Here is a 24,114-nt window from a genome sequence, read left to right on the forward strand (position 1 = left end):
AAGACCCCAGCGGCTATCGCACTTCTGTCTTCCTCTTTGCGATAAGTCATCATCGAATCGCTTCGCTCTTCGTGATTCCTTTATCTCATACGAGAGCCCTCCAATCCGTACGGAGCTGATCGGCCGTCTTCGCTTTTGGTTTCCGGCTAGCTACGACGGCCAGCTCCTAGCGGATTTCGGTCTCTCTCCTTGCGAATTCAGCTTCAAGACCCCAGCGGCTATCGCACTTCTGTCTTCCTCCTTGCGATAAGTCATCATCGAATCGCGAAAGCACTTCGTGATTTCTTTATCTCATACGGAAGCCTTCCAGTTCGTACGCCGCTGAACAGGGTCTATCCACTTTTTAAAGATAAGTCATCATCGAATCGCTTCGCTCTTCGTGATTCCTTTATCTCATATGAGAGCCCTCCAATCCGTACGGAGCTGATCGGCCGTCTTCGCTTTTGGTTTCCGGCTAGCTACGACGGCCAGCTCCTAGCGGATTTCGGTCTCTCTCCTTGCGAATCCAGCTTCAAGACCCCAGCGGCTATCGCACTTCTGTCTTCCTCCTTGCGATAAGTCATCATCGAATCGCCAAAGCTCTTCGTGATTCCTTTATCTCATACGGAAGCCTTCCAGTTCGTACGCCGCTGAACGGGGTCTATCCACTTTTTAAAGATAAGTCATCATCGAATCGCTTCGCTCTTCGTGATTCCTTTATCTCATATGAGAGCCCTCCAATCCGTACGGAGCTGATCGGCCGTCTTCGCTTTTGGTTCTATCTTACAAAAAATCTTCCTTTTTGCCTATCTTTTTTTCCGAGGAGGTAGCTTGTCCCTCCAATCATAAACCCGAGGATTCCTCCTCCTATTACTTCTACTGGCTGATGCCCGAGCATTTCTTTTAGTCTTTTGGGTTTTTCTTCAAACGGGATCGGCTCATCCTCATGTGCTTTTCGAACCAATTCATCGAGGGAATTGACTTTTAATGTGAGTTCCCCCGTTTGCCGGCGGATTCCCTGGGCATCATACATGACAATCAGTCCGAATATGAAAGACAAGGCAAAATCTATTGTGGAAAACCCTTTTTTTAAGGCGATGAACGTTGTCAATGAAGAAACACCAGCTGAGTGGGAACTCGGCATGCCTCCAGTCTGAAAAAACAGCATCGGATTCCATTTTCCTGTTTTAATAAAATGCAAAGGAATCTTGAGTGCCTGTGCTGTAAAAATACTCAAAAGAGCTGTAACGACTCCTCTATTCATCTGTTTTACCCCCTGAAATCTGTTTACCTTGCCACACAACCTTAATCATAGTGTATCCAATTGATTTTTTTACATTAAAAGCGCAGGTGATGGTGAAGATAATAGTGGAGGTGACAACATGAGCAAAAAACAGAACAAAAACAGAGGCACGGCAGCACCGGGTGTCAACCCTCAAGGGTTTGCTCAAGACGGCACGGCCACTCCTGATCCTAAATCAAAGCTGGAGGACAGGGCTAAAAGGTCCAATACAAAAATATAATTACTTGACCAGATTAAAAAACAGGGACTTATCAAGAGCATTCCGCAACTGATAAATCCCTGTTAATAATCCACTACTATCATGCATGCTGGCTGAGCAAATGATCCTTGCCTATCAGGAATCGACGCAGTGCCCTCAGCTCCATTTCATCCATCAGTGAAATGGCATCAGGTGCAATCGCTCCCCATTTGGCTGATTCCAATTGAAATTCAAGCGGTACATCGCATTTTATCTCCGCAAGCCTGCGTGAAAGATGAAGCATGTCCAAGTCAGCTTCGATTTTTTTCCTTTGGGAAGGTGTCAGGAGATGGAGGCTTTCCAATATTCCCTGAATATGCTGATGCTCCTGGATCAATTTCACTGCTGTTTTTTCACCGATTCCCTTAACACCTGGATACCCATCGCTTGTATCTCCCATCAATGCTTTCACATCGATGAATTGTTCCGGCGTCAATCCTTTTTCTTCCATAAAGTAATCTTTCGAATACGTCAGATAGTTCCCAAACCCCTTTTTCAAAAGCACGACATCAATATTGTCGTCAAGAAGCTGCAGCAAGTCCTGGTCACCACTCAAAATGGAAACTTTCATATCTTTTGGCGCCGTTTTGGCAATTGTTCCAATACAGTCATCTGCCTCAAAACCGCTCATGCCGATATTATATAGGGCAAATCCCTCTGCCACCTCTTTTGCAAGGTCGAATTGCGGAATCAATTCAACTGGTGGAGCATTCCGATTGGATTTGTAGTCTGAATAAATTTCATTTCTGAAAGTAGCACTTCCCATATCCCAGCAAACAGCTGTATGGGTAGGATTGATATGTTCAACAGCCATCAACAGATGTTTCATAAATCCCTGCACTCCATTGGTAGGCTGTCCTTTTGAATTTATCATGAATTGTCCTGAAACGGCTGTCGCAAAAAAAGAACGGAATAACAAAGCCATTCCATCGACCAATAATAAATGTTCGCTGTGTTTTTTCACATTTACCACTCCTTTGTCCAATTAGCATTATAACATATTTCAGTAATCTTTTTTCATGAAATTCTTAGGAGGACAATACGGATTCCCCCCTGTATTCCATGGAATTCCCCTCGAAAAAGGGAGTGTAGCTCTTTTCTTTCATGCTTACAAGAGGTTATCCGGTGAATGTTCCATATATGAGCTGACATTCATATCGAATAGCAACAAAGGGTAGGAAAAGAGTCATTCATAGACAGAAAAAAAGATGAAATCCGCTATAGATTTCACCTTGCCGTTCTTATATAAAAAATACTCCCCTGGTGGTTTCCAATCAACCGCAGGGAAAGGAATCCTTCAACTCCTTTTTGGTTTCCACTTTGTGTTTTTCATAGGAAATCCAGTCGCTGTAGCTTCCTGGGTAGAGCTTGGCATTTTGATGGCCGGCAGTCCATAAGGACAGGATATTCGGGGCAGCAGTTATCCCTGATCCGCAATAGACGATAAGCGGCCTTCCCTGGTCAATCCACACCCACCTTTTTTGCTGTTTTTCCCTGGATAGGAAGCTGCCATTTTCAAGCGACTCTGTCCATTCTTGATTTACAGCTCCAGGGATATGGCCGGGTATTTTATCAATTGGCTCTACCAATCCCAGGTATCGGTCCCTTGCTCTTGAATCGATAAGGATCCCTTCTGCTTCTTTAGTGGAGACTTTTCTCACCTCATCCACCGTGGCAACCATATCTCTTTGCACCACTGGGTGATAGTCTGCTTTCTTATAGACGGGGACATCTCTTTCAACAGGCAGCCCCTGCTTCATCCACCCTTGGTATCCACCGTTTAGAACAAAAGCATTCTTGTGGCCGATATATTTAAGAAGCCACCAGCAGCGTGAAGCGAAAGCCCCCTCACCATTGTCATACATTACGATGTTTGTGTCGTTTCCAATACCAGCCATTTCAAGTTTGCGGACGAACACTTCAATATCCGGAAGCGGATGTCTGCCTCCATGCTTTTTAATTCTGCCTGTCAGATCCTCTTCCAAGTCAAAATAAACGGCTCCCGGAATGTGATTTTGTTCGTAAAGTTCTTTTCCATGTTCTGGTTCCCCCAGTTGAAAGCGGCAATCTATGACTCTGACCTGGCTGCAGAGGTAATTGGATTCCAGCCAGGAAATTTCTTTAGTGTTCTCCATTGTCCCTGTCATCCTCCTTCTTCATCAAGTCTCTGATATGGTCCTTTGGATTCCAGCAATTAAATTGATAGTCAGGCCTCGTTTCATATCCCAGCCTTTCACAATGGTACTGCATTTTCCCATCCACTCTCTCCGCTGAAAAATGTTTGCAGGTCGCGCATGCATGGTAACGGCTGTTCTTCATTTTCTCCTCCCGTACCCTTATCCTTCAGCAGCTAGCCTTGAATAGATATTTTTCCAGTTATCCAGATTTTCGGTGGATTGCAATGCATCCAGCCATGAATCGATTTGTGCTGCTGATTCTGACCGTATCTCTTCTGTCATCAGCTTGTGTTCTTCTTTAAGGAAGTCTATTGCCCACTCAGTGATTTGCTGTTTGGAGCTTTCCAAATAGTTGTCAGCGGGACCTTGTAAAGCTTCATTCAGGTTTTCCATCATTTTTTTCTTGCTGTTATTTTCAAAAAAATCCTTTGGGTTTTTAAATTCTTTCAATGCTGGCTGGAACCGTTCCCTTTCAAGTTTTGAGAAGGCATTGGAAAAGTTGGTTTCAACCGGCTTACCTGTTTCATAAGGAGAGAAGGTGAAGCTCTCTTCCATCTTCTTGATTTTTTCAGTATACATTTCAAATTGTGAAACCAATTGCTTTTCGGCAAATTTCTCAGTTCTTAATGTTGTTGCCCGCATTTCCTGGGCAAAATCAAACCCTATGGAGTCCAGCAGTTCTTCCAAGGATGCATGTAACGCAGCTTTTGGGGAGGAATGCTGTGAGAAAACCGCTGGATGGAATGCTTCCTTGAAAAAGTCCGAGAAACGAAGAAACACTCTTTGCTTCACATAATGGACTAATTCTTTTATCTCTTGTGAGACACGAAGCTGAAGGCTTTCCGGTGCCTCGCTATTCAGGAATGTATGAATGTTTTCTTTTACCTGCTGTAATTCGTCTATTCTTGCTTCCCGGTTTTTTTTATTCATTGATGAATTCTCGATCAGAGCCTTCAGGCGGCTGAGACCCCTCTTCCATTCAGCTTCTGCAGATTGGGCAGCCATCAGCTTCAGCTCCCCGTCAATAAAATCTTCAAAATCCTTCTGAAAGGAATCAATTCCCGACTCGATTCTTTTCGCCGGTTCCATTGCCTGTTTGGAAGATACTCCGAAAATTCGAGGGAAGCGGATGCCATACTCTATTAGTTGTCCTTGAACATAGTCAATAACATCCCGTTTTTCTTCTTCATCCTTTGCTAAGTCCACAGCATTGACAATGAAGAACATTTTATCCATCTCAAAAGCATCCTTGACCCTTCCAAGCTGGATCAAGAATTCACGGTCAGCTTTTGCAAATGCGTGATTATAATACGTTACGAATAGTATCGCATCTGAATTTTTAATATATTGGAAGGCTACACCAGTATGCCGGGCATTGATGGAATCAGCACCAGGAGTATCAACAAGGGTAATTCCCTGCCTGGTTATCGGAGAGTCATAGAATAAGTCAATGGACTCCACGTAACATGACTGGTTCTCATTAGCTACGAATCCTCTGAATTCTTCCATATTGACCTTCAATACCTCTCCAAGCTTCGAGTGATATTTCCCGTATCCGTTTGAAAATGCTGCAAGAAATGAAAGGTGAATCTTTTCTTTTCCTTCTCCATCATTCCTATTTAGCAAATCAGGAATACGCCGTGCGGCCGCCTCCAATGATTCAGCCTGTTCCCCGAATACCTCCATTGAATTCCGGACGTCATTCAGCAGCTGCTGTTCTGTCTTTAGGTACACTTGAGCGGTACCGTGTTCCTGTCCATCCATCGGCGGCCTGATTCGATTAATTGAAGCTGTAGTCGGGTTGGGACTCACCGGGAGCACTTTGCTTCCGAGAAGGGCATTGGCGAAAGAAGACTTGCCTGCACTGAAGGCTCCAAATAGAGCGATCGTGAAATGCTGGTCCTTCAGCCTCTCTGCCTTATTTTTCAATGTTAGAGCTGTCTGCCTTAGGCCGCTGATGCCTTCATAGTCCTCCGCCATCTCATTCAAGCGTCTTATCAATGGCAGCAGTTCGATGGACCGGCCTTGACTCTCATCAGTCATCACTTCTGTTTCAGTCCGTGATGTTGTTACTGCGCTTTTGTCGTCAATTACGTCTGCTTCCGAATAAAGGATATAATCCTGCTCGTTTTCTTCCCACTTGCCATCCCATTGATTGACCGTCTCTTCCGAATTTACATTTACTGAACCTTCTGCGATGCTATTGAGATTGCTGATTTTAATTTCCGCATCTTCGTTATAGAATTCAAGCTGTTTGAGAGCATCTGCTTTCTCTTTTATTACTTTATATTGCTCTTCAAGCACTTCGTTTTCTTCGCCCTTTTCCGCATCTGAAAGTTCCACCAGGCGTTCTTTCAGTCTTTCTGTCTCTTTCCGTGCCTTCCTTTTAATTCGCCCAGATAGCTCTTCACAATAATTCAGTACATATTCGCCTGTTACCCTGGCACCGGCTTTTGCTGTTTCCTTAAGATCTGCTTCCGTCACCACGACCGACAATCCCTCTGACTGAGCCATCAAGCTTTCATCATGGAAGCCCGCCTGCTTCATCATGTGGCTGCCCAGCCCTCTTAAATGCCACTCCAGCTGGGATTCAATATTGCTGGTCAAGCTCTGCAAAAAGTCCTTTGCACGCTGCCGGCGCTCTTCTTCGGTCTTTTTCCTTGAGAAGAACATCCCCACTTTAAAATCATCCTGTAGAGATTCAAGATATCCTTTACCCAGCTCCCTCGTTTCAAAAGGCATCAAATAAGCGTTCTCAAGTATTTTTTCCCTTTCTTCCTCAAACGTCAGAATATACGCCTTAGCGCTGTTTTCAGCCATTTTCTCCCGTAAATTTCTTTCCTTTTGAATTACTGCTTCTCCGTTTTCAATCTCTTCATTGGAGATAATTGCAGATAGTGAATCCTGCTGTTCTTTTAAATTTTCCTTCACCCACTTCTCATGCTCACTGACTAAGCGGCTCATACCTGCAGCGAAAGAACGCTCCAGCAGTTCATCTTTATGCTGAAATTGGCTGTTGATCAAGTCTCTGACTTCGGAAAATTCATTATGTGGATTCGTTCCATCCCTTAACGTCGTGAAAAAAATCCTTTCCGGTTTCACTTGCCATGCCGCAAAAGACTCCGAAACAGATAGCTTGAATTGTTGAAATGAAAGTTCCTCATCATTATGCTTATCAATCTGATTCACGATTAAATACAGACGAACACCATGATTAGCAAGTTCCCGGGTATACTCAAAATTCAATTGTGATTGTACATGATTATAGTCCATTACATAAAACACAATGTCAGCCAGGTGAAGTGCTGACTCCGTTGAAATCCTGTGTGCATCATCTGTACTGTCCACTCCCGGTGTATCAAGGACAGTCACACCATCCGGAAGCTTTGTATGTTTCTTCCCAATTTCAATACTCTGGACATTTTCGCCATCCTTGCAGTATTTTTTAACTATATTAAAGTCATACGCTCCGTCAAAAATGACAGGTTGTTTGTCATGATAATGAACCTTGGCAAAATCAGAATCGGCCTGATGCAGCCTCACAAGGTTTGCTGAAGTTGGTATCGGGCTTGATGGAAGCAATTCCTCTCCAGCCAGCGCATTAATCATGGTCGATTTACCGGCAGAGAAATGTCCGCAGAAACCAGCAATAAATTCATTTTTCCAGAACTTATGCGCAAGAAGTTCTGCTTTGGATGCAGCTTCTGTATCACCGCTTTCCCTCAGAGTTTCATATAAAGCAGCGAGCTTTCGTATTTTCTCATTGAATGTTGTCTTTGTATGTGATAGCGATTGCAAAAGAACCTTCCCCTTACACCATTAAGTTATATTTATCATTTTTATGCCACTTTTATTTTATCTTATAATTCTCTCCATTCCTATTAAAACATGGCTGAAATCGGAATCACGATACAAAAAAGGACTCAACATTCAAGCTAATCCTTGAACGTTCAGTCCTTTTTTGCAAGCCATCCATTACCGCTCATACACTGGAACAAGTTCTGATGATTTCTCTGCAGCCATTTTCCCTTCAGCAGCCATAACTGTTTTGCGTCTAGTTACAAATATATTCGATAGTACATACTTCATTAGCAAGCCATAAACAACAGCTGTCAGGATAACCAAAAGCACTGTCATACCGGAAACCCCTCCCTTTCATGCACGTCTTGAGAATAATTTTCATCTTCAATTAGAATCTTATCAAAAATGATAATCATTTTCAATGATTGTTTTAAAATCATTCAGTCAATTTCCCCTTTTCTTATAATCGGAATATACCCTTTCTTCCCTTGGTGTATTTCCTGGTAATCGGTCGTCTCTGTCAACGCCTTTTCTTCAACCGGAATTCGTATTGATAAGATAAATTGATTGAGCAGGGCAAAAATGAATAATGTCCAGTAGGCATTAAACATAAGCGGAATCACGATGAACTCGATTGTCACTATAAGGTAATTGGGATGCTTGATGAACTTGTAGGGGCCTTTGGCAATCACATCCGCCTGCGGCAGAACAATGATTTTCGTATTCCAATAACGCCCGAGTGAAGCAATGACCCATACCCTTCCAGCCTGGGCAGCCAGAAACAGGGCAAACAACAAGACCCAGTACTCACTGACCTGCTGCCTTCCCCCTATGTTTTCAACTAACAGGGAAGCAAAGAAAAGTAAATGAATCGTTACCATCAGCCTGTAATGCTTCTGACCATATTCTTTTGCCCCCTTAGCTTTCAGCCACTTTTCATTCCGTTTGGCAATCAGCAGTTCAATAAGCCGTTGAATCGCAATCACCATAAAAAGTAAATAAAACATCATTCCCACCTCATTAACAGCAATTCGGAACTAAATCCCGGCCCTAAAGCAACACCAAGCCCTATCTCTCCAGGCTTAATATCTTTATTTAAATGATCTTTTAAGACATATTGAATGGTAGCTGAAGACATATTCCCGAACTTTTTTAAGATGTCCCTTGAACTATCGAGTAACTTTTGATCAAGGTCCAGGGAAGACGAGTACGCATCAAGTACCTTTTTCCCTCCAGGGTGGGCTATAAATTGCTTGATATCTTTCAAGGACAAATCATACTGATGCAAGAATCTTTCGACATTTGGCTTCAGCCAGCTTTCAACGATTGTCGGTATGTCTTTTGAAAAGACGACGAAGAGGCCATCATCTTTGACTTCCCATCCCATTACATCCAGAGAGTTTTTCATTGTGGTCGATTGAGTGCCTAAAATTGCCGGCAGAGGCTTGTTAACATTCTTTAATACCGGACTATCATCCCCACAGACCAGGGAGCAAGCTGTTCCATCGGCAAATAATGATGTTCCTATCAGATTGCTTTTGGATCGATCACCATGTTGAAACGTCAAGGAACAAAGTTCAATCGTCAATACAAGCACATTCGCTTTTGGAAAAGCAAGGCAATATTCATACGCTCGTGACAGTCCGCTTGCCCCTCCTGCACACCCAAGACCCCAAATCGGGATTCTTTTTACATGTTCCGGGAATGGGAGGTGGTTCATAATCCTCGCTTCCAGGCTTGGAGTCGCAAGACCGGTTGTACATATGGTGAAAATTGCATCAATATCGTCATAGGCCACAGATGGATTGCTTTCGATACATTTTTTTACCGCTTCTGTCCCTAATTCCACTGCTTTACCTACAAATGAAGCATTTTTCTCCTGAAAAGTCCGGGGACGCTTAAACCATTCAAGATCGTGAACGAAGTGTCTGGCCTCTATTTCCCCATTTTGGAAAACAGGCATGAGCCGTTTAATATCCCTGAAGCTTTCCGAAAATAGATTCTCTGCGAATATGGCTGTTTTCTCCTGCTTAACACAAAAGGGTGGAATCGCCGTTTCCACCTTTAGGATTTTTGGCATAAAAATCTCTCTCCTTACATCAATAAGGATATCTTTTCCATTCATTTCAATTTCATGCATGTTTTCGAAATATCAAACTTAAACAGATTATCATCACTGCCGATAAAAGAAATATAATCACATTTACTCATCAGCCAGGCATTCCTTAAGAACTAAAGGAAATGAATGATAAGTTACAAAAATTAAAAATAATCATTCTTTTTACCTAAATTGTATGCTAAGCTCAAAAAGACAAAATATTGGAGGATTCGACATGACTACAACAACAAAAAGTGTAACCGATATCTTAAATGGTACGATTCAGTCTATTAGATCGGTCATTCCCCTCACTGTAGAAGTTGATCAGCCTGCACTCATTACAGGGCCGGTAAAAATACATAATATAGGCGTTCTAATCGGACTTACCGGCGATATTCGAGGTCAGATCATCTTTGACGGAGATGTAGAAGACTTTCAAGGACTCGGTGCCTCCATGTTTGGAATGCCGCTTGAAGGGGAAATGCTTGAATCCTTTGCAGGGGAACTTGGCAATATGATAGCCGGAAATCTTTCCACACATATTTCACAGCTTGGCCATTCAATGGATATCACTCCGCCGACAGTCATTGTTGGTGAGTCGAGATTATCAGGGTTTGACCGGGCATTAAAGCTTCCTTTAACCTTAGAGAACGTTGGAGAGTTCATCGTCATCATCATGGTGGACCTGGTTTAATCCCACATGACAAAGAGAGAAGGCATACGAATCATCATTCGCATGCCTTCTCTCTTTGTTTATTCCTCTATTAAAATCCCTGAATGGTCATGCCTCCGTCAACAAAGAGCGTCTGGCCGGTAACATAGTTCCCTGCAGGCGATGCCAGAAATACAGCGGGACCAACAAGCTCTTCCAGTTCCCCAACCCTTTTGAGAGGAGTGACGGCTAAAATGTCATTCACATACTGCTCATCCTGCAGAAGCTTTTCTGTGAGAGGGGTTTTAAAGTACCAAGGTCCGATACTATTCACATTGATATTATACTTGCCCCATTCAAATGCAAGCACTTTCGTCATCTGAATCAACGCAGCTTTGGTAGCTGCATATACGACACCAGTCCGCAGCGCAACCTGCCCTGCAACTGATGCAATCGTTATGATCTTCCCGCTGGTCTGTTCCTTCATGATTTTCCCTGTTTCCTGACTCATCATGAATGCAGACTTCAGGTTGGTATCCATAATCTTCTGCCATTCTTCGTCTGTTACATCCAGTGCTTGTGAGCGGATATTCATGCCTGCATTATTGACAAGGATGTCAATTGCCCCTGCCTGTTCCTTTACACTTGCAACTGCCCTTTCAACATCTTCCCTGGCTGTAACATCTGTTGGTATTATGTATGCTGTTCTTCCAATTTTCTCAATATGTGAGGCTGTTTCTTGCAGATCTTCCTCAGTTCTGGATAAAAGCGCTATATCGGCTCCAGCCTCAGCCATGCCAATCGCAATCGCCCGTCCAATGCCTCTGCCTGCACCCGTAACTATTGCAGTTTTTCCTCTAAGATCAAATGATGGTAAAAACATGTCAATCTCCCCTTTCAATCGTTACCTTATTTTAACACATGCCCGATCCTTTTCAGGGGAGATTGCCTCCTAATATCATTCCTCTTTTTGAGGGGATTTCTGATATAAGTTCTGAATCGTTATTTTTTTCGTTACCAACCTGCAAATATCACAGAGGTGCTCCTGCTCAAACAGCCGCCTGCAATGTTCACAATAATACTTCTCCATTTTAAAAACCTCCAAGAACTCGTTCTTCTATCATATGTTCAGAGGCTGGATTTGGTGATGAAAATTTTTGGTGCGGGAGATATGGCTCACTGTCTAATCGTATCCTTTGATTTATAATCCTTCTTTTGTAAATCACGCGTTTTGCTTACCCTACCCTTTGTCCCCTGGATTCCTTCACAAGCTGCAGACTTTCCGCTGCAAAGTAAAGAATGGTATCCTTTGCAATTGAAAACAGTTTTTTTCACTGATTGCCACTTCCAAAAAGTCCTAATTGCGGTTTTTTAACTGAATGGAAGAGCAGCTCTTTTCTTGCTTTTCGAGACATTTCTTGTGAATGCATTTCGCCCATTATCATGACAATATTTACTCTGTAATTCATCAAAAATAAAGGAGAAGCCGATTAAATCGTTTATTCTCCGTAACATATTGTCTTGAGGAACGACGATATCATAAAGCCCTTCATACTTACTGAACATCATTGTTTGTTGTTGTTGAATCACTGGAAACCACCCACTTATATAAATAGTAACCCGTTCAGTAGTGAGGGAGAAACCAATAAATTGAAAGGTAATTTGCGGTACAATTTGCATAGCATTTTGTATCGGTTTTTTTATCGGCATACCAATGGTTTTGAAGTTTTTTCGCTTAATGTTGCATACTGATTTGCATACTGATTTGCAGGCCAATTTGCACTACCGCATAAATTTATGTGGTGTTGCAAACTGGTCTGCATTTTATGTTACAAATTTGTCCGCGGATTCGTTATTGCCAGATACAATAGATGGGAAGATGAAGGGGAATAACCCAGTGGGAGAAAAATAAGGGGAGATTTTACCGTTAGATGTAGAGTAGACGTGGTTTTTGCGGAAAATAAGGGGAGTTTTTCCCTTTATACAAAGCAAAGCTGCCTATTATCACGTTTTTTGAGTCAAATAAGAGGAATTTCTCCCTCTATTTAAGCTGTTTTCAATACTATTTGCTAATTAAGGGGAATTTTTCCCTCTATAAACCTCAATTAGCAGAGAACCTGGTTTCATTGCTGAAGAAAGCAAAGTTTAACGGGAAACCCGCTGTTCAACCGATCTGGGGCTTAATTAAATACCGCATAATAGAAGTGAGGAGCTGCAAGGTCGTTGGCAGCTCCTCTTTTTTGTGCAATTTTTCATACACATTACACTTCAAAACAGCCTGCAAAAATCTTTGTATTTTAACCCGCAAAACCACCAGCAAATAGGCATTTTCTCCCTCTTAACCGAACGAGATAATATAAATAGCGGGTAGTGTTCTTTTTTCTCAACGTTGATTGGAGTGGAAGGTGCGCGACCTCCTGCGGGACTAGCGGGACTCGTCTAGCTTCAGCGGCCAACGACTAGCAGATTTCAGACTCCCTCCTTCCGATAAGTCATCATCAACTCACTTCGTTCGTTGTGATTCCTTTATCTCATACAGGAGCCCTCCAATCTTTACGTCGTTGAACGCCGCTTCTGCATTTGATAGGTGAGACCAAGGTTACGTACCCACTGGAACGTAACCCCGCAGGCGAAGCCAGCTCCAGCGGCCAGCGACTAGCAGATTTCGGTCTCTCTTCTTGCGATAAGTCAGCATCAATTCACTATGTTCGTCGTGTTTCCTTTATCTCATACGAGAGCCCTCTAATCTGTACGTCGCTGAACGGCCGCTTCCGCTTTTTATGAAGCCGAGGAGGCTCAACGCCTGCCCCGCGGAGTCGCGTACCTGGAACGGAAATCAACATTTTTTCGTAAAACATGTAGTGAAAAAGGCAGAATCGCTCTATTAAGTGAGCGATTCTGCCTTTTAGATCTTTATTGGACTTTTTCAGTGCCCTCATCCAGCCCTCCGGGGTTTCTTTATCTTATTCATTAGCACGATTCTCTATGATTGTATTTGAAGTTCATGAGTTTTTAAATCGAATTTATATTTTTTGTTGATTCTCTGTGCAATATTTTTTAAAAATTTCTGAACAGTAGTTTTCTCCACTTTCCTTGTATACCAAGCTAATTGTGCACCCTTAGATACTCCATCTGAGTACACTTTAAATGGCATATACGCTTCTGTTGAATAGGTATAATCAAATTTAATTAATAATTCACTGCCATCAGGGCACTCCAACTTCACTTTATAAATCGGATTTTTATGTTCAGGCAAAAGTTTTACCGCTTTAATTTTTGCTAGCATACGTGAACTCCTCCAATATACATATTTGAATCTACTTTAATCATACCAGAGATTTCCACAAAAGGGTAACTTGTGGCGAATTTAACATCTGTCGTACGTCAAATCCTCTTCGCAAAACCTCCTCGGAATACTTAAACGCTTTAATATCCATCCTTTGCAAGAGTATCCATAGCTGGTTTTGAAAAAATATATTTCCCGGCCGCTCGTTTCGACTCATCCTTGCCCCTGACACCGCTGGATACGGCGTAAACTCTACAACATATGAGAAACCTCCATCTATACCTGCCGTGAATGAGGCCCATTTTGCTTGGAATTGACTTCTCGAATAACTGAAAAACAATAAGACCAACCACAAAGGATTCAATCTAATCTTTCATCCCACTAGGTTTACTCTTTGCAGTGTTTCTCTTATCGCCCCCTCCTATTACGAAAAAATACGCCATCCCACTCTCTACTTCCTAGAAGATGACGATGGCGTATTGACCCCTTTCAGCCGTTCCTGTGGTGGGATTTCGACTATTCTTTAGGAAGCTTTCTGTCCAACCACTTTTATTGCTCTTTCTGAGCTACTTACATTGAAAACGATGTTTAGAAGAATGGCCGTTAAACTTCCTGCCACAATTCCGTTGCTGGTCAGGATCTGCAGGCTGCCCGGCAGCTGGCTGAACATGTCAGGCACTACTGTAACCCCCATTCCCATTCCAACAGAACATGCAACAATCAAAAGGTTTTCCTGTGAATTGAACTCGACACGGCCCAGCATCTTGATTCCGTAAGCAACTACCATTCCGAACATGGCAACCATCGCTCCACCTAACACGGCTGAAGGAATGATGGTTGTCATAGCGCCAATCTTCGGCACAAGACCAAGAGCCATCAGCATACCGCCAGTCAAATAAATGACATTTTTCGTTTTCACCCCTGATAATTGGGTTAATCCGACATTTTGTGAGTACGTTGTATATGGGAATGCGTTAAACAACGCTCCCAGAACAATTGCCGCTCCCTCTGCACGGTATCCTCTCGCCACGTCTTCCTCGTCAATTTCTTCTTCGCAAATATCACTAAGCGCAAAGTAAACCCCTGTGGATTCTACTAGACTGACCATCGCTACCAGAATCATCGTCAAGATGGCAGTCAAATGAAATTCGGGCATTCCAAAATAAAATGGCTGCGCCATATGAAACCAGGAAGCTTCCATGACAGGGGCAATGTCAACTTTCCCCATGAACGCTGCAACCACTGTCCCCCCAAGGAGACCTAAGAGAATCGCAACGGCTCGTACAAAGCCTTTGAATAAACGGAACAATAGTATAATGAATACCAGGGTCCCAAAAGCCAAACCAATATTAGACAGTGAGCCAAAGTCAGCTGCACCTTCTCCCCCTGCCATATTGTTCATGGCAACAGGTATCAGTGTGATCCCAATAATTGTTACGACAGAACCTGTCACGACAGGAGGAAAGAAACGGATCAGTTTTCCGAAATAACCCGCTATCAGGATAACAAATAACCCTGAAACCAAGATTGACCCATAGATTGCAGGTATTCCAAATTGTCCACCAATCGCTATCATCGGGCCAACCGCAGTAAATGTACAACCCAATACTACAGGCAGGCCGATACCGAAGAAACGGTTCTTCCAAACTTGTAAAATAGTCGCGACACCGCACATAAGGATATCAATCGATACAAGATACGTTAACTGCTCACCTGTCAGTCCAAGTGCACCGCCGACAATCAAAGGAACTATGACCGCTCCTGCATACATGGCCAGTACATGCTGGATAGCCAGTGATGATAATTTCAGCCGGTTCATACTAATACCTCCTCTGAAAATTCAACTCTGCCATTTTGTAATGTTTGAATCCTAGCAAGGGATTCAACCCAGTAACCTTTTTCTCTCAACATTTTACCGCCGTCCTGAAATGCTTTCTCTATCACGATTCCTATCCCTGCAACCGAAGCCCCAGTCTTTTCAACTATAGAAATCAAGCCTTCAGCAGCTTGTCCGTTGGCAAGAAAATCATCAATGATGAGCACGGTGTCATCTTCTTTTATATATTTTTCAGAAATGGTAATGGTATTGGTCTCTTGTTTTGTGAATGAGTAAACCTCGGCAGTCAGCAACCCCTCCTGTAAGGTAAGGGATTTGCGCTTTCTGGCAAATACAAGGGGAACATTAAGTATCAGGGCAGCCATCACTGCCGGTGCTATTCCGGAAGATTCAAGTGTGACCACCTTGGTAATGCCTTCTCCAGCAAAACGGCTGGCAAACTCCTCACCTATCTCTTTCATCAATACAGGATCAACCTGATGGTTCAAGAAGGAATCGACTTTCAGAACTGAATCAGATAGCACGCTGCCTTCTTGGGTGATCTTCATTTCTAACATTTTCATTTCCAATCTCCTCCTTCTGCCCTTTCCTCCATAAAAAAGGCTCAAGGGCATCACACTCACAACATGAGTGAGACAATGCCTTTGAGCCTTTTTAAAAAACCAAAGAAAAACAGAGTGGAAACCATTCCGTTCATTGCTCACTCATAGTCAGACAATTTACGGTCATCCGGTAGAAACTTGCGGGCCATATTCCCGCGATTATATGAGTAAGTGATATGAATTTAATTACTAGTATATCAGTTCATTCTAAGAATTCAACCCTTTTTTTCAATTAACCCGAACAATAAATTGTTTTATCATAAAATCATTCGTCAAAAAGGGTTTTCGGGAGACCTTCATCTTCACACATTCTTCACAAATAACCATTAAAGGTGTGACATTTATCACAGATTTTTATTCTGTTCATCCCTATCATAGGTAACAAGATCATGTAACTCATGAAAGGAGTGACCGGCATGGCAAACCCGCAGTTGAACCATAACCCAAAAGGAAAGCATGAGGAGTATTCCTCATTGAAAGGCACGTTGACTGCCGTATTGATTCTTGGGATATTTCTTATTTTCAGCTGGTTTGGAGTTTTTTATATTTTCATAGACCGTTTCTAAGTGGAAGGAGAAGATTGTTATGCATATGCACCGTTACGAAAAATGGTGGCTTGCTCTAGGTACTGGCTCTCTTATTATTTTCTTATTTATTTTGGGTATCAGCGCATTTCATTCAGGTCATACCCCTCCAAGCGCTCAAGCGTATATCGATCCGGAGCAGGTCGATCAAATTGCTCCATTCAGTGAACCCGGCTTGAAAAAAGTTGAAGGCAGGGAATGGGATTACGAGCTGGTGGTCGTTGGCTCTGCCTTTTATTACTTCTCGGGAGAAGAAATAAAGATTCCTTTAAATTCCCGCGTAAAAATTATCGCGACTACAAAAGATGTCGTGCACGGATTTGAAGTGGCAGGAACCAACATTAATATGATGCTTGAACCAGGATTTATCAGTGAATATGTTACAACATTTGATAAAGCAGGTGAATACCTCGTTTTATGCAATGAGTACTGCGGAGTCGGTCACCATACGATGAAAACAATGATTAAGGTGGTGGAATAAGATGCTGGCTAAAGTTGATTGGAAAGATGCGCGTTTAGCAATGGCTCATATATATGTGGCCTTTATCGCACTGGCATTAGGGGGGCTGGCAGGATTGCTCCAGGTTTTGGTCCGGTCAGGCAGATTTACTCTTCCAGCGAACATTGGTTACTATCAGGTATTGACGGTTCATGGCGTTCTCTTAGGACTTGTACTTACTACCTTTTTTATAATAGGGTTCCAACACGCGGCCATTTCACGGACTTCAGGTATGTATCGTAAACGCTCAAGGATAACTGGTTGGATTGGATTTTGGATCATGCTGCTTGGGACTGCCATGGCTGCAACAATGATTCTTTTGAATGAAGCAACCGTCCTTTATACTTTCTATGCACCCCTTCAAGCTCACTGGATTTTTTATCTCGGCTTAACCTTTGTGGTTGTCGGAAGCTGGATTGGCGGAGCAGCAATGATTGCAGAATATATGAACTGGAGAAAACTTCACCCCGGGCAGCCTAGTCCGCTGTTGACATTCATGGCAATCATCAATATCGTACTATGGATTGTAGCCACATTGGGTGTAGCAGGAACAGTTTTATTCCAGTTGCTTCCATGGTCTCTTGGCCTTGTATCTGAAGTGGATGTCCTGATCAGCCGGACATTGTTTTGGTACTTCGGCCATCCCCTTGTTTATTTCTGGCTGCTGCCTGCATACATGGCTTGGTATGTCATCATTCCAAAAGTCATTGGGGGAAAGATTTTTTCAGACTCTCTTGCAAGGATGTCTTTTATCTTGTTCCTGCTCTTCTCAATTCCAGTAGGATTTCACCATCAATTGGTTGAGCCGGGCATTGATGCTTCTTGGAAGTTCCTGCAGGTTGTACTGACATTCATGGTTGTGATTCCTTCATTAATTACAGCATTTTCCCTATTTGCTACATTTGAAATATACGGGCGTTCCAAAGGAGCAAAAGGATTATTCGGCTGGTTTAAAAAGCTGCCTTGGGGAGATGCAAGATTCTGTGTTCCATTCATCGGGATGGCTGCTTTCATCCCAGCAGGTGCCGGCGGACTGATAAATGCATCCAACCAAATGAACCAGGTTGTCCATAACACAATCTGGGTAACGGGCCATTTCCATTTAACACTGGCAACATCGGTTGCCTTGACGTTCTTTGGTATTGCCTACTGGCTGGTTCCTCATTTAACTGGGCGTGTTCTGACAAAAGCTATGAACAGACTTGCAATCATTCAAGCTGTCACCTGGGCAGTCGGCATGAGTATAATGTCAGGCGCCATGCATGCAGTAGGATTGCTGGGTGCTCCCAGACGTTCTTCTTTTTCAACTTATGGAGATGCACAACAAGCTTTGGACTGGATTCCTTACCAGGTTGCACAAGCAGTCGGCGGAACAATTCTCTTTCTTGGCATCATCCTTATTCTTTATATCTTTATCAATCTGGCATTCTTTGCCCCTAAAGGCGAACAAGATTTCCCTGTTGGTGAAACTGCTGATGAAGCTGAAAAAACACCGATGGTTCTGGAAAACTGGAAGATCTGGCTTACCGTTTTGACTGCTTTGATTTTAGCAGCCTATACGATTCCATTTGCCGAAATGATTCAAAACGCACCTCCGGGATCAAAGGGATTTAAATTGTGGTAACCATAAAAAAGGCACTCAATCTTTAATAGGGTACTGAAAAAGTTCAACAAATAATGCAAAGGCAAAATCGTTCACTTCACTGAACGATTCTGCCTTTTTTACTTCAGGTTTTGTTGATTTCCGTTTAGGTGGGCGCCTCTGCGGGCCAGACGTTGAAGTGAAAAGCAGGGTCTGCCGTTCAGCATACAGTTCCGAAGGCTCCCACATGAGATGTAAAGGAAATACACCAGACAAAGAGAGCTGTTGTTGAATTATCGCAAGGAGAGAGACCGAAATCTGCCAGGTGCTGGCCTCAGGAGTTGAATCGGCTTCCGCAGCTTCGCTTGAGTGATTTCATTCCTCCGGCACGTAACCTAGGATTTTTCTGCCCCGACACCTTCCACTCTAATCAACGATGAGAAAAATTCTACCGCACACAAAGCCTTACCTTCTCTTACAACCATTAAAGTAAGGGGTTAGTTTCCGGTGATAAAAAAAAGCCGACAGCATTCAAACGGCCGCCGGCTCTCAGTTTAAGACAGGTTGTATACACTAGAATATTTCTCTGTCAGGTAGTTTACAAGGTGAGTGGCATTCAGTCCTTCTCCTGTCACTTCTGTCAGGATCTCAAGTGGTTTTTTCATTTTCCCCCACTGATGGACATTTTCAGTCATCCATTCTCTGATAGGTGCGAGGTCACCTTTTTCAAGCAATGAATCATACTCAGGAATGTCTTTGATCATGGCCTGCTTGAATTGAGCCGCATACATGTAACCAAGTGCGTAGGATGGGAAATAACCAAAGCTGCCTCCTGCCCAATGGACATCCTGGAGGACACCTTTTGCATTGGTTTCAGGGCGGACCCCAAGGTATTCCTCATATTTATTATTCCAGATTTCCGGAAGGTCCTTTACTTCGATTTCATCATTAAAAAGGCCTTTTTCAATTTCGTACCTGATCATGATATGAAGCGGGTATGTCAGTTCATCCGCTTCAATTCTGATCAATGAAGGCTTTGATTCATTGATGGCACGGTAAAACTGGTCAAGCTCTACATCATCAAACTGGCCATTTCCATGCTCTTTAAGAAGAGAGTAGTTCTTTTCCCAGAATGCATAGTTTCTTCCGACGAAATTCTCATAGAATAAAGATTGTGATTCGTGAATTCCCATGGACGTTCCGGTAGCAAGCGGAGTTCCTGTTAAGTCACTTGAAATATTTTGCTCATAGAGGGCATGGCCGCCTTCATGAATCGTTCCAAAAATGGCAGTTCTCCAGTCACCTTCATCATATTTCGTGGTTACCCTCACATCGCCCGTGTTTAGGCCGATGGCAAATGGGTGGACCGTTTCATCCAGTCTGCCAGAATTGAAATCATAGCCCATTTGCTCAAGAATCTTAAGGCTGAATTCTTTTTGATTTTCCTTTGGGAATTGCTCATAGATGAAGTCTGTTTTTGGTTTATTGCTGGTTTCGCTGATACGCTGCACCAACGGAACGATCTTTTCACGAAGTTCCCCGAACACTCTATCCAAGACTTCGACTGTTATACCTGGTTCATACATATCAAGCAAGGTATTATACTTATTGCCCTCATATCCCCAGTAGCCGATGAATTTCTTTGTGAATTCTACTAACTTTTCTAAATAAGGCTGGAAGGAATCGAAGTCGTCCATGGCTTTTGCATCTTCCCACGCGCTTTCTGCCTTGGATTGCAGTACAACATATTCCTTGTATTCATCTGCAGGGATTTTTTTATTCCGGTCATATTCTTTTTGGCATTCTTCCAAAACCTTGAGAACCATTCCTGAAAGTTCATCTTTATGTGCAGATAATTTTGCTATGTATGCAGCCATTTCTTCACTTGTTGACATCTCGAATACATCAGATGACAACATCCCGATGACTTCGGATCGCTGTTCAACTCCATTTTTTGGTGCCCCTGTTCTTAAATCCCAGAAGATCAGGCCTAATGCTTCGTTATAGGCTGACATCCTTTTTACATATTCTAAAAAGTCACTTTCAATCTCTTTAATTGCTGTTGTCATATTACTCCCCCTAATCTCTAGCTACTTTCCAATTTTATCATATTTTTCTGAATAATACTCGTAATATACTTACTGAAAAAGCGGAAGATACCTGAAGCATCTTCCGCTAATAGTGCCATTCTATTTACTTAAAAAGGAAGCACAGCCTTTATCTGCTGTGTAAATGCTGTTTCATTGTCCTTAAGCAGGATGGAGACCTTTCCTTCGTCTTCAGAACTCCTGATCAGGCGGCCGATTCCTTGTTTGAGGCGGAGCAGCATGTATGGCAAGTCCACTTCTGCAAAAGGGTCGGCTGCATGATTTCGTTTCGCATCGAACACTGGATCTTTCGGCGGGAATGGCAGTGAGTATACCACTACCTGGGATAATGATTTTCCCGGAATATCGAGACCTTCCCACAAATGATAGGAACACAGCACACTGTCCACTTCATTTTGGAATCGTTCAACGGTTAAACTGATTTCCTCATCCCCTTCGAAATAAACCGGGTACGGAAGTTTTTTATCCTCCAGATAATCTTTAAAGGTTTCAAGTTCACCCTTCGATGAGAAAAGAACCAATGTTTTTCCTTCGTTTTCCTTTATTTTTTCATAAGTACACAAAAGCTTCTCTTCCGATAGTTCAGAAGTGAATAAAGGTATATCAATCACCATTTTTTCTTCATAATCAAATGGTGATTCCACCATGAAAGATTCATAATGATCAATTCCAAGACTGTTTGCCAAATACGAAAAATCTTTGTTATTTGACAGTGTTGCGGAAGAAAAAATGAACGGAATGTTTTGGTTGAATACTTTTTGTCTGAGGATTTCCTCTACCAATCTCGGCATGATGACAAGTGTTTCATTTCCACTATTGGTTTCCAGCCAGTTAATTCCTTTGTTCTCTTCCAAAAAGAGCTTCAAGGAATATAGTATTTGTTCAAGATATTCTTCAATCACTTTTAGTAAATATTCGTCCATCACATACATCTCAGATTCAAACACTAGTTCTTCGGTAAGTTTCTCAATCAAATCAATCAACTTGCGCCCTTCTATCACGACATTTTCTGTCTTTTCCACATGAAGGCGGAAAGCATCTTCTTCTTTTCGGGATGCCTGATTTAATTCATGGAACCATTTCTCATTCTGTGTAATGATATCTTCGATAAGATACATGGTATTTTCACGCATATCGCTTGCTGTCATCTTTTCCAGCAGGCTTTCCAGTGTTTCTTTTTGGATTCTGTAGGTCAGTGCCTTTTGGGAAGCAAATTCAAGCAAGTGCCCCTCATCAAATATAACAGAACTTGCCTGAGGGAGCAGAGGAAGCTGCCCTTCTCTCACTCGGGAATCCTTCGTCCAGATATGTTCCATATAAAAGTCATGGGAACAAACAATCAAATCAGCAGCCTCACGGTAATGATCTCGGTTAAGGGTTTGTCCACAGCGGTGGCGCTGGGAACAAGACATACAATCCTGGAGATTGTCCCAGCCAACTCTTTCCCACTCTTTATCAGTCAATTGACTGTATTCTTTACGGTCACCATAGCGATGATATTTTGTCATGGACGACTTTCCGTGAACGAATTCTGGAAGAGCATTGAATACGTCCATATATTTATCTTCTTCAAGCATTTCCCCTTCAAGTTTCTGCAGGCAGAGGTACTGCTCCCTGGACTTGGCCAACCTTACATCCACTTCCAGATTTAACGCCTGCTCAATTTTCCTGATATCTCCTTCTTTTTTAACAATCTGTTCAATCAACGTTTCATCTGCGCAGGCAATGATCGCCGGTTTCCCTGTATATCGTGCATACGCGAGCGCATAGAGTAAATAGACCAATGTCTTTCCCGTACCGACCCCTGCTTCTGCAAATATTACTTTCTTTTCTTTATATGCTTTCAAAACTTGAAAGGCCATATAAATTTGTTCATCACGCAGTTCAAAACCTTTTTCAGGGAGAATGTCATAAAAAACGTCTCCGATCCAGTCGCCAAGCCCTTCATAGAAAGACTGCTCCTTTGATAATGCAAATGGAATTTTCCCTCTCATAACTTCCTCCAACCTTTATATTGTTTCTATTAATTCTAGCTGTGCTAGTTTATGAATAATCCAAACAACAAACCATAAGTAATTAATTTTATACTTCAACAGCAGAAAACGCAAGCATGGTCTGCTTGCGTTTTCTGCTGATTTTATTCTGATTGTAGTTTTCCGCCTTACAGTTGGTTCCGCGGATTGCTGTAAAAAAGTTCATAAGCAAGGGCGTTGGTCAAGTCTTCCTTCGCTGTCATCAAACCGCCAATAACCTGACTATCCATCTTTGCCTTTTCTTCTTCAATCCTATCCATGGTAAACTGTAATGCTTTTGAGATACGAAAAAAGTCTATTGACGACCTATGCACTGCATTTCACTCCCCGAATCTGTATAACCGTATTATACGCAGATTCCGTGGCTTTTATGACTGGAACAAGAGTCTTTTTACCGGGTAAAATAAACCGTTCCGAAAGAAACGATAAACAGGACCACCAGGATAATCGAAGCTTTTATGACCCCTCTTCTAGTCAGAGAGCCATCTTCCCCTTTTTCACCTTTAGCCGCAGCCAAGGAAACAAGCACACCTGTAATGATCATTACCGGAAAAAACCACACCATTTCACCAGCCTCCTTTCCCAAATGGAATATCCCCCGGCTCCTCAATAAATTTTTGAATAGACCACAAACGTCACGAATACTGTAGATATCACCAATGCAGTGAGAATTTGGATAAGCTCAACCGCTGTTACTTGTAACACCCCTATTTGAAGACTGAGATTTAAAAAAATACAATAGACCATTAGTGAAACAAAGGCCGCAAACATTCCTTTTTGGCGTATCATCCTCATTCGTTCATCCTTTTGTTTGAATTGAGGGTACAGATAACTGAGGCAAAAACTCATGATTGCCATTGATACGAACATATATGAAGCGGGAGGTGGAGCAGACTCAGCCATAACGCAGGCAAACAGAATGAAACCAACCAAGCAAAGAAAGAGCACTCCCAAAATAAAGAAAACCTTTCTATGGTAATCCATCAACATCTCCCCTTTTCATTCTTTTTCTATACCTTCATAAATAAATAATTCCTCAATAGTAGTGTTAAACGTCCTCGCCAGTTCAAAAGCTAGCGGAAGAGATGGAAAATATTTCCCTTTTTCTATCGATATTATCGTCTGCCTGGATACGCCAAGTTTGGCAGCAAGCTTATCTTGTGAGTATCCAAATTGTTTCCTGAAATCCACAAGCATGTTTTTCAAGCGCTTCACCTCTTCATAGTCCTATTATATTGTCAAGTAAACTTTACGTCAAGCAACCTTTACACTTATACACCAGATTCATTCCCGGATTCAGTAGACGCTAGTTCCCTTCATCAAATTTCGTCCATT

The 24,114-nt window shown here is 42.5% G+C and carries 23 protein-coding genes, 1 pseudogene and 1 riboswitch; of the genes and pseudogenes, 5 read left to right on the forward strand and 19 right to left on the reverse strand.

Annotated elements, in window-relative coordinates; translation table 11 throughout:
- Positions 1–757: 757 nt before the first annotated feature.
- The gene (locus AC4E8A_RS15015; RefSeq protein ID WP_490194018.1) at positions 758–1,243 is read right to left on the reverse strand and encodes a divergent PAP2 family protein; all 486 of its coding nucleotides are present in this window, start codon (positions 1,241–1,243) and stop codon (positions 758–760) included.
- 118 nt (positions 1,244–1,361) lie between these two features.
- Here AC4E8A_RS15015 and sspL point away from each other — a divergent pair, with 118 nt between their 5' ends.
- Positions 1,362–1,502 (forward strand): small, acid-soluble spore protein L, encoded by a 141-nt coding sequence (sspL, locus tag AC4E8A_RS15020; protein ID WP_490194020.1) that lies wholly within the window; start codon positions 1,362–1,364, stop codon positions 1,500–1,502.
- A gap of 79 nt (positions 1,503–1,581) precedes the next feature.
- Here the strand turns inward: sspL and AC4E8A_RS15025 are convergent, their stop codons facing one another.
- The 7 genes from AC4E8A_RS15025 to AC4E8A_RS15055 all read right to left on the reverse strand — a co-directional run bounded on the left by AC4E8A_RS15025 (position 1,582) and on the right by AC4E8A_RS15055 (position 9,578).
- Entirely contained in the window at positions 1,582–2,445 is an 864-nt protein-coding gene (locus tag AC4E8A_RS15025) for a 5'-3' exonuclease (RefSeq protein ID WP_490198883.1), read from the reverse strand.
- A gap of 349 nt (positions 2,446–2,794) precedes the next feature.
- The gene (locus tag AC4E8A_RS15030) at positions 2,795–3,655 is read right to left on the reverse strand and encodes a sulfurtransferase (RefSeq protein ID WP_490194022.1); all 861 of its coding nucleotides are present in this window, start codon (positions 3,653–3,655) and stop codon (positions 2,795–2,797) included.
- A complete protein-coding gene (locus tag AC4E8A_RS15035) occupies positions 3,642–3,839 on the reverse strand; it encodes a hypothetical protein (RefSeq protein ID WP_490194024.1) in 198 nt (65 codons plus the stop codon). Before AC4E8A_RS15035 ends, AC4E8A_RS15030 begins: the two co-directional genes overlap by 14 nt.
- Before the next feature lie 17 nt (positions 3,840–3,856).
- On the reverse strand, positions 3,857–7,495 hold the full coding sequence (locus AC4E8A_RS15040) for a dynamin family protein (RefSeq protein ID WP_490194026.1): 3,639 nt from the start codon (positions 7,493–7,495) through the stop codon (positions 3,857–3,859).
- Positions 7,496–7,672: 177 nt separating this feature from the next.
- On the reverse strand, positions 7,673–7,834 hold the full coding sequence (locus AC4E8A_RS15045; RefSeq protein WP_490194028.1) for a hypothetical protein: 162 nt from the start codon (positions 7,832–7,834) through the stop codon (positions 7,673–7,675).
- A 104-nt stretch (positions 7,835–7,938) separates the two neighbouring features.
- Positions 7,939–8,508, reverse strand: coding sequence for an isoprenylcysteine carboxyl methyltransferase family protein (locus AC4E8A_RS15050; protein WP_490194030.1), 570 nt, complete (start codon positions 8,506–8,508; stop codon positions 7,939–7,941).
- On the reverse strand, positions 8,505–9,578 hold the full coding sequence (locus AC4E8A_RS15055; RefSeq protein ID WP_490194031.1) for a type III polyketide synthase: 1,074 nt from the start codon (positions 9,576–9,578) through the stop codon (positions 8,505–8,507). Before AC4E8A_RS15055 ends, AC4E8A_RS15050 begins: the two co-directional genes overlap by 4 nt.
- Before the next feature lie 253 nt (positions 9,579–9,831).
- On the opposite strand from AC4E8A_RS15055, the gene AC4E8A_RS15060 reads away from it, so the two are divergent.
- Entirely contained in the window at positions 9,832–10,290 is a 459-nt protein-coding gene (locus AC4E8A_RS15060; RefSeq protein WP_490194032.1) for a chemotaxis protein CheX, read from the forward strand.
- Between the two features lie 70 nt (positions 10,291–10,360).
- Here AC4E8A_RS15060 and AC4E8A_RS15065 read toward each other — a convergent pair whose 3' ends face one another.
- The 5 genes and pseudogenes from AC4E8A_RS15065 to AC4E8A_RS15085 form a co-directional block, all read right to left on the reverse strand.
- The gene (locus AC4E8A_RS15065; RefSeq protein ID WP_490194033.1) at positions 10,361–11,131 is read right to left on the reverse strand and encodes an SDR family NAD(P)-dependent oxidoreductase; all 771 of its coding nucleotides are present in this window, start codon (positions 11,129–11,131) and stop codon (positions 10,361–10,363) included.
- Positions 11,132–11,673: 542 nt separating this feature from the next.
- Positions 11,674–11,838: pseudogene (locus tag AC4E8A_RS15070) on the reverse strand (transposase); the annotation flags it as partial.
- Positions 11,839–13,231: 1,393 nt separating this feature from the next.
- Positions 13,232–13,534, reverse strand: a complete 303-nt coding sequence (locus AC4E8A_RS15075) for a hypothetical protein (protein WP_490194034.1) — start codon at positions 13,532–13,534, stop codon at positions 13,232–13,234.
- A 523-nt stretch (positions 13,535–14,057) separates the two neighbouring features.
- Positions 14,058–15,353 (reverse strand): nucleobase:cation symporter-2 family protein, encoded by a 1,296-nt coding sequence (locus tag AC4E8A_RS15080; RefSeq protein WP_490194035.1) that lies wholly within the window; start codon positions 15,351–15,353, stop codon positions 14,058–14,060.
- Complete coding sequence (locus tag AC4E8A_RS15085) at positions 15,350–15,934, reverse strand: xanthine phosphoribosyltransferase (RefSeq protein ID WP_490194036.1); 585 nt, start codon at positions 15,932–15,934, stop codon at positions 15,350–15,352. Before AC4E8A_RS15085 ends, AC4E8A_RS15080 begins: the two co-directional genes overlap by 4 nt.
- 124 nt (positions 15,935–16,058) lie before the next feature.
- Positions 16,059–16,160: riboswitch (purine riboswitch) on the reverse strand.
- 229 nt (positions 16,161–16,389) lie between these two features.
- Between AC4E8A_RS15085 and AC4E8A_RS15090 the strand changes: the two genes are divergently transcribed.
- Genes AC4E8A_RS15090 through AC4E8A_RS15100 form a run of 3 tightly spaced genes read left to right on the forward strand, consistent with a single transcriptional unit; the run spans position 16,390 to position 18,680 of the window.
- Positions 16,390–16,539, forward strand: coding sequence for a cytochrome c oxidase subunit 2A (locus AC4E8A_RS15090; RefSeq protein WP_490194037.1), 150 nt, complete (start codon positions 16,390–16,392; stop codon positions 16,537–16,539).
- A gap of 19 nt (positions 16,540–16,558) precedes the next feature.
- A complete protein-coding gene (locus AC4E8A_RS15095; RefSeq protein ID WP_490194038.1) occupies positions 16,559–17,038 on the forward strand; it encodes a cupredoxin domain-containing protein in 480 nt (159 codons plus the stop codon).
- A gap of 1 nt (position 17,039) precedes the next feature.
- A complete protein-coding gene (locus AC4E8A_RS15100; RefSeq protein ID WP_490194039.1) occupies positions 17,040–18,680 on the forward strand; it encodes a b(o/a)3-type cytochrome-c oxidase subunit 1 in 1,641 nt (546 codons plus the stop codon).
- A gap of 512 nt (positions 18,681–19,192) precedes the next feature.
- On the opposite strand, the gene AC4E8A_RS15105 is transcribed toward AC4E8A_RS15100, so the two are convergent.
- From AC4E8A_RS15105 to AC4E8A_RS15130, 6 genes are all read right to left on the reverse strand, one after another.
- A complete protein-coding gene (locus tag AC4E8A_RS15105; RefSeq protein WP_490194040.1) occupies positions 19,193–20,707 on the reverse strand; it encodes a carboxypeptidase M32 in 1,515 nt (504 codons plus the stop codon).
- 128 nt (positions 20,708–20,835) lie between these two features.
- On the reverse strand, positions 20,836–22,740 hold the full coding sequence (locus AC4E8A_RS15110; RefSeq protein WP_490194041.1) for an ATP-dependent DNA helicase: 1,905 nt from the start codon (positions 22,738–22,740) through the stop codon (positions 20,836–20,838).
- Between the two features lie 167 nt (positions 22,741–22,907).
- On the reverse strand, positions 22,908–23,093 hold the full coding sequence (locus tag AC4E8A_RS15115; RefSeq protein WP_490194042.1) for a hypothetical protein: 186 nt from the start codon (positions 23,091–23,093) through the stop codon (positions 22,908–22,910).
- A gap of 77 nt (positions 23,094–23,170) precedes the next feature.
- Positions 23,171–23,344: a hypothetical protein gene (locus AC4E8A_RS15120; RefSeq protein ID WP_490194043.1), complete on the reverse strand. Its 174-nt coding sequence runs from the start codon at positions 23,342–23,344 to the stop codon at positions 23,171–23,173.
- Between the two features lie 41 nt (positions 23,345–23,385).
- Complete coding sequence (locus tag AC4E8A_RS15125) at positions 23,386–23,763, reverse strand: permease (protein ID WP_490194044.1); 378 nt, start codon at positions 23,761–23,763, stop codon at positions 23,386–23,388.
- Between the two features lie 15 nt (positions 23,764–23,778).
- Positions 23,779–23,976, reverse strand: coding sequence for a helix-turn-helix transcriptional regulator (locus tag AC4E8A_RS15130; protein ID WP_490198884.1), 198 nt, complete (start codon positions 23,974–23,976; stop codon positions 23,779–23,781).
- Positions 23,977–24,114: the final 138 nt, after the last annotated feature.

It is taken from the genome of Bacillus sp. SRL337 (assembly GCF_984799155.1).

What these genes read in the sequence shown, in the direction of transcription:
- AC4E8A_RS15045 (WP_490194028.1), bottom strand. Translation starts at nt 7,834, where the DNA reads ATGACAGTGCTTTTGGTTATCCTGACAGCTGTTGTTTATGGCTTGCTA.
- AC4E8A_RS15025 (WP_490198883.1), bottom strand. Translation starts at nt 2,445, where the DNA reads ATGGCTTTGTTATTCCGTTCTTTTTTTGCGACAGCCGTTTCAGGACAA.
- AC4E8A_RS15125 (WP_490194044.1), bottom strand. Translation starts at nt 23,763, where the DNA reads ATGGATTACCATAGAAAGGTTTTCTTTATTTTGGGAGTGCTCTTTCTT.
- AC4E8A_RS15090 (WP_490194037.1), top strand. Translation starts at nt 16,390, where the DNA reads ATGGCAAACCCGCAGTTGAACCATAACCCAAAAGGAAAGCATGAGGAG.
- AC4E8A_RS15105 (WP_490194040.1), bottom strand. Translation starts at nt 20,707, where the DNA reads ATGACAACAGCAATTAAAGAGATTGAAAGTGACTTTTTAGAATATGTA.
- AC4E8A_RS15065 (WP_490194033.1), bottom strand. Translation starts at nt 11,131, where the DNA reads ATGTTTTTACCATCATTTGATCTTAGAGGAAAAACTGCAATAGTTACG.
- AC4E8A_RS15030 (WP_490194022.1), bottom strand. Translation starts at nt 3,655, where the DNA reads ATGGAGAACACTAAAGAAATTTCCTGGCTGGAATCCAATTACCTCTGC.
- AC4E8A_RS15085 (WP_490194036.1), bottom strand. Translation starts at nt 15,934, where the DNA reads ATGAAAATGTTAGAAATGAAGATCACCCAAGAAGGCAGCGTGCTATCT.
- AC4E8A_RS15060 (WP_490194032.1), top strand. Translation starts at nt 9,832, where the DNA reads ATGACTACAACAACAAAAAGTGTAACCGATATCTTAAATGGTACGATT.
- AC4E8A_RS15055 (WP_490194031.1), bottom strand. Translation starts at nt 9,578, where the DNA reads ATGCCAAAAATCCTAAAGGTGGAAACGGCGATTCCACCCTTTTGTGTT.
- AC4E8A_RS15015 (WP_490194018.1), bottom strand. Translation starts at nt 1,243, where the DNA reads ATGAATAGAGGAGTCGTTACAGCTCTTTTGAGTATTTTTACAGCACAG.
- sspL (WP_490194020.1), top strand. Translation starts at nt 1,362, where the DNA reads ATGAGCAAAAAACAGAACAAAAACAGAGGCACGGCAGCACCGGGTGTC.
- AC4E8A_RS15035 (WP_490194024.1), bottom strand. Translation starts at nt 3,839, where the DNA reads ATGAAGAACAGCCGTTACCATGCATGCGCGACCTGCAAACATTTTTCA.
- AC4E8A_RS15095 (WP_490194038.1), top strand. Translation starts at nt 16,559, where the DNA reads ATGCATATGCACCGTTACGAAAAATGGTGGCTTGCTCTAGGTACTGGC.
- AC4E8A_RS15080 (WP_490194035.1), bottom strand. Translation starts at nt 15,353, where the DNA reads ATGAACCGGCTGAAATTATCATCACTGGCTATCCAGCATGTACTGGCC.
- AC4E8A_RS15130 (WP_490198884.1), bottom strand. Translation starts at nt 23,976, where the DNA reads ATGCTTGTGGATTTCAGGAAACAATTTGGATACTCACAAGATAAGCTT.
- AC4E8A_RS15050 (WP_490194030.1), bottom strand. Translation starts at nt 8,508, where the DNA reads ATGATGTTTTATTTACTTTTTATGGTGATTGCGATTCAACGGCTTATT.
- AC4E8A_RS15075 (WP_490194034.1), bottom strand. Translation starts at nt 13,534, where the DNA reads ATGCTAGCAAAAATTAAAGCGGTAAAACTTTTGCCTGAACATAAAAAT.
- AC4E8A_RS15110 (WP_490194041.1), bottom strand. Translation starts at nt 22,740, where the DNA reads ATGAGAGGGAAAATTCCATTTGCATTATCAAAGGAGCAGTCTTTCTAT.
- AC4E8A_RS15120 (WP_490194043.1), bottom strand. Translation starts at nt 23,344, where the DNA reads ATGGTGTGGTTTTTTCCGGTAATGATCATTACAGGTGTGCTTGTTTCC.
- AC4E8A_RS15100 (WP_490194039.1), top strand. Translation starts at nt 17,040, where the DNA reads ATGCTGGCTAAAGTTGATTGGAAAGATGCGCGTTTAGCAATGGCTCAT.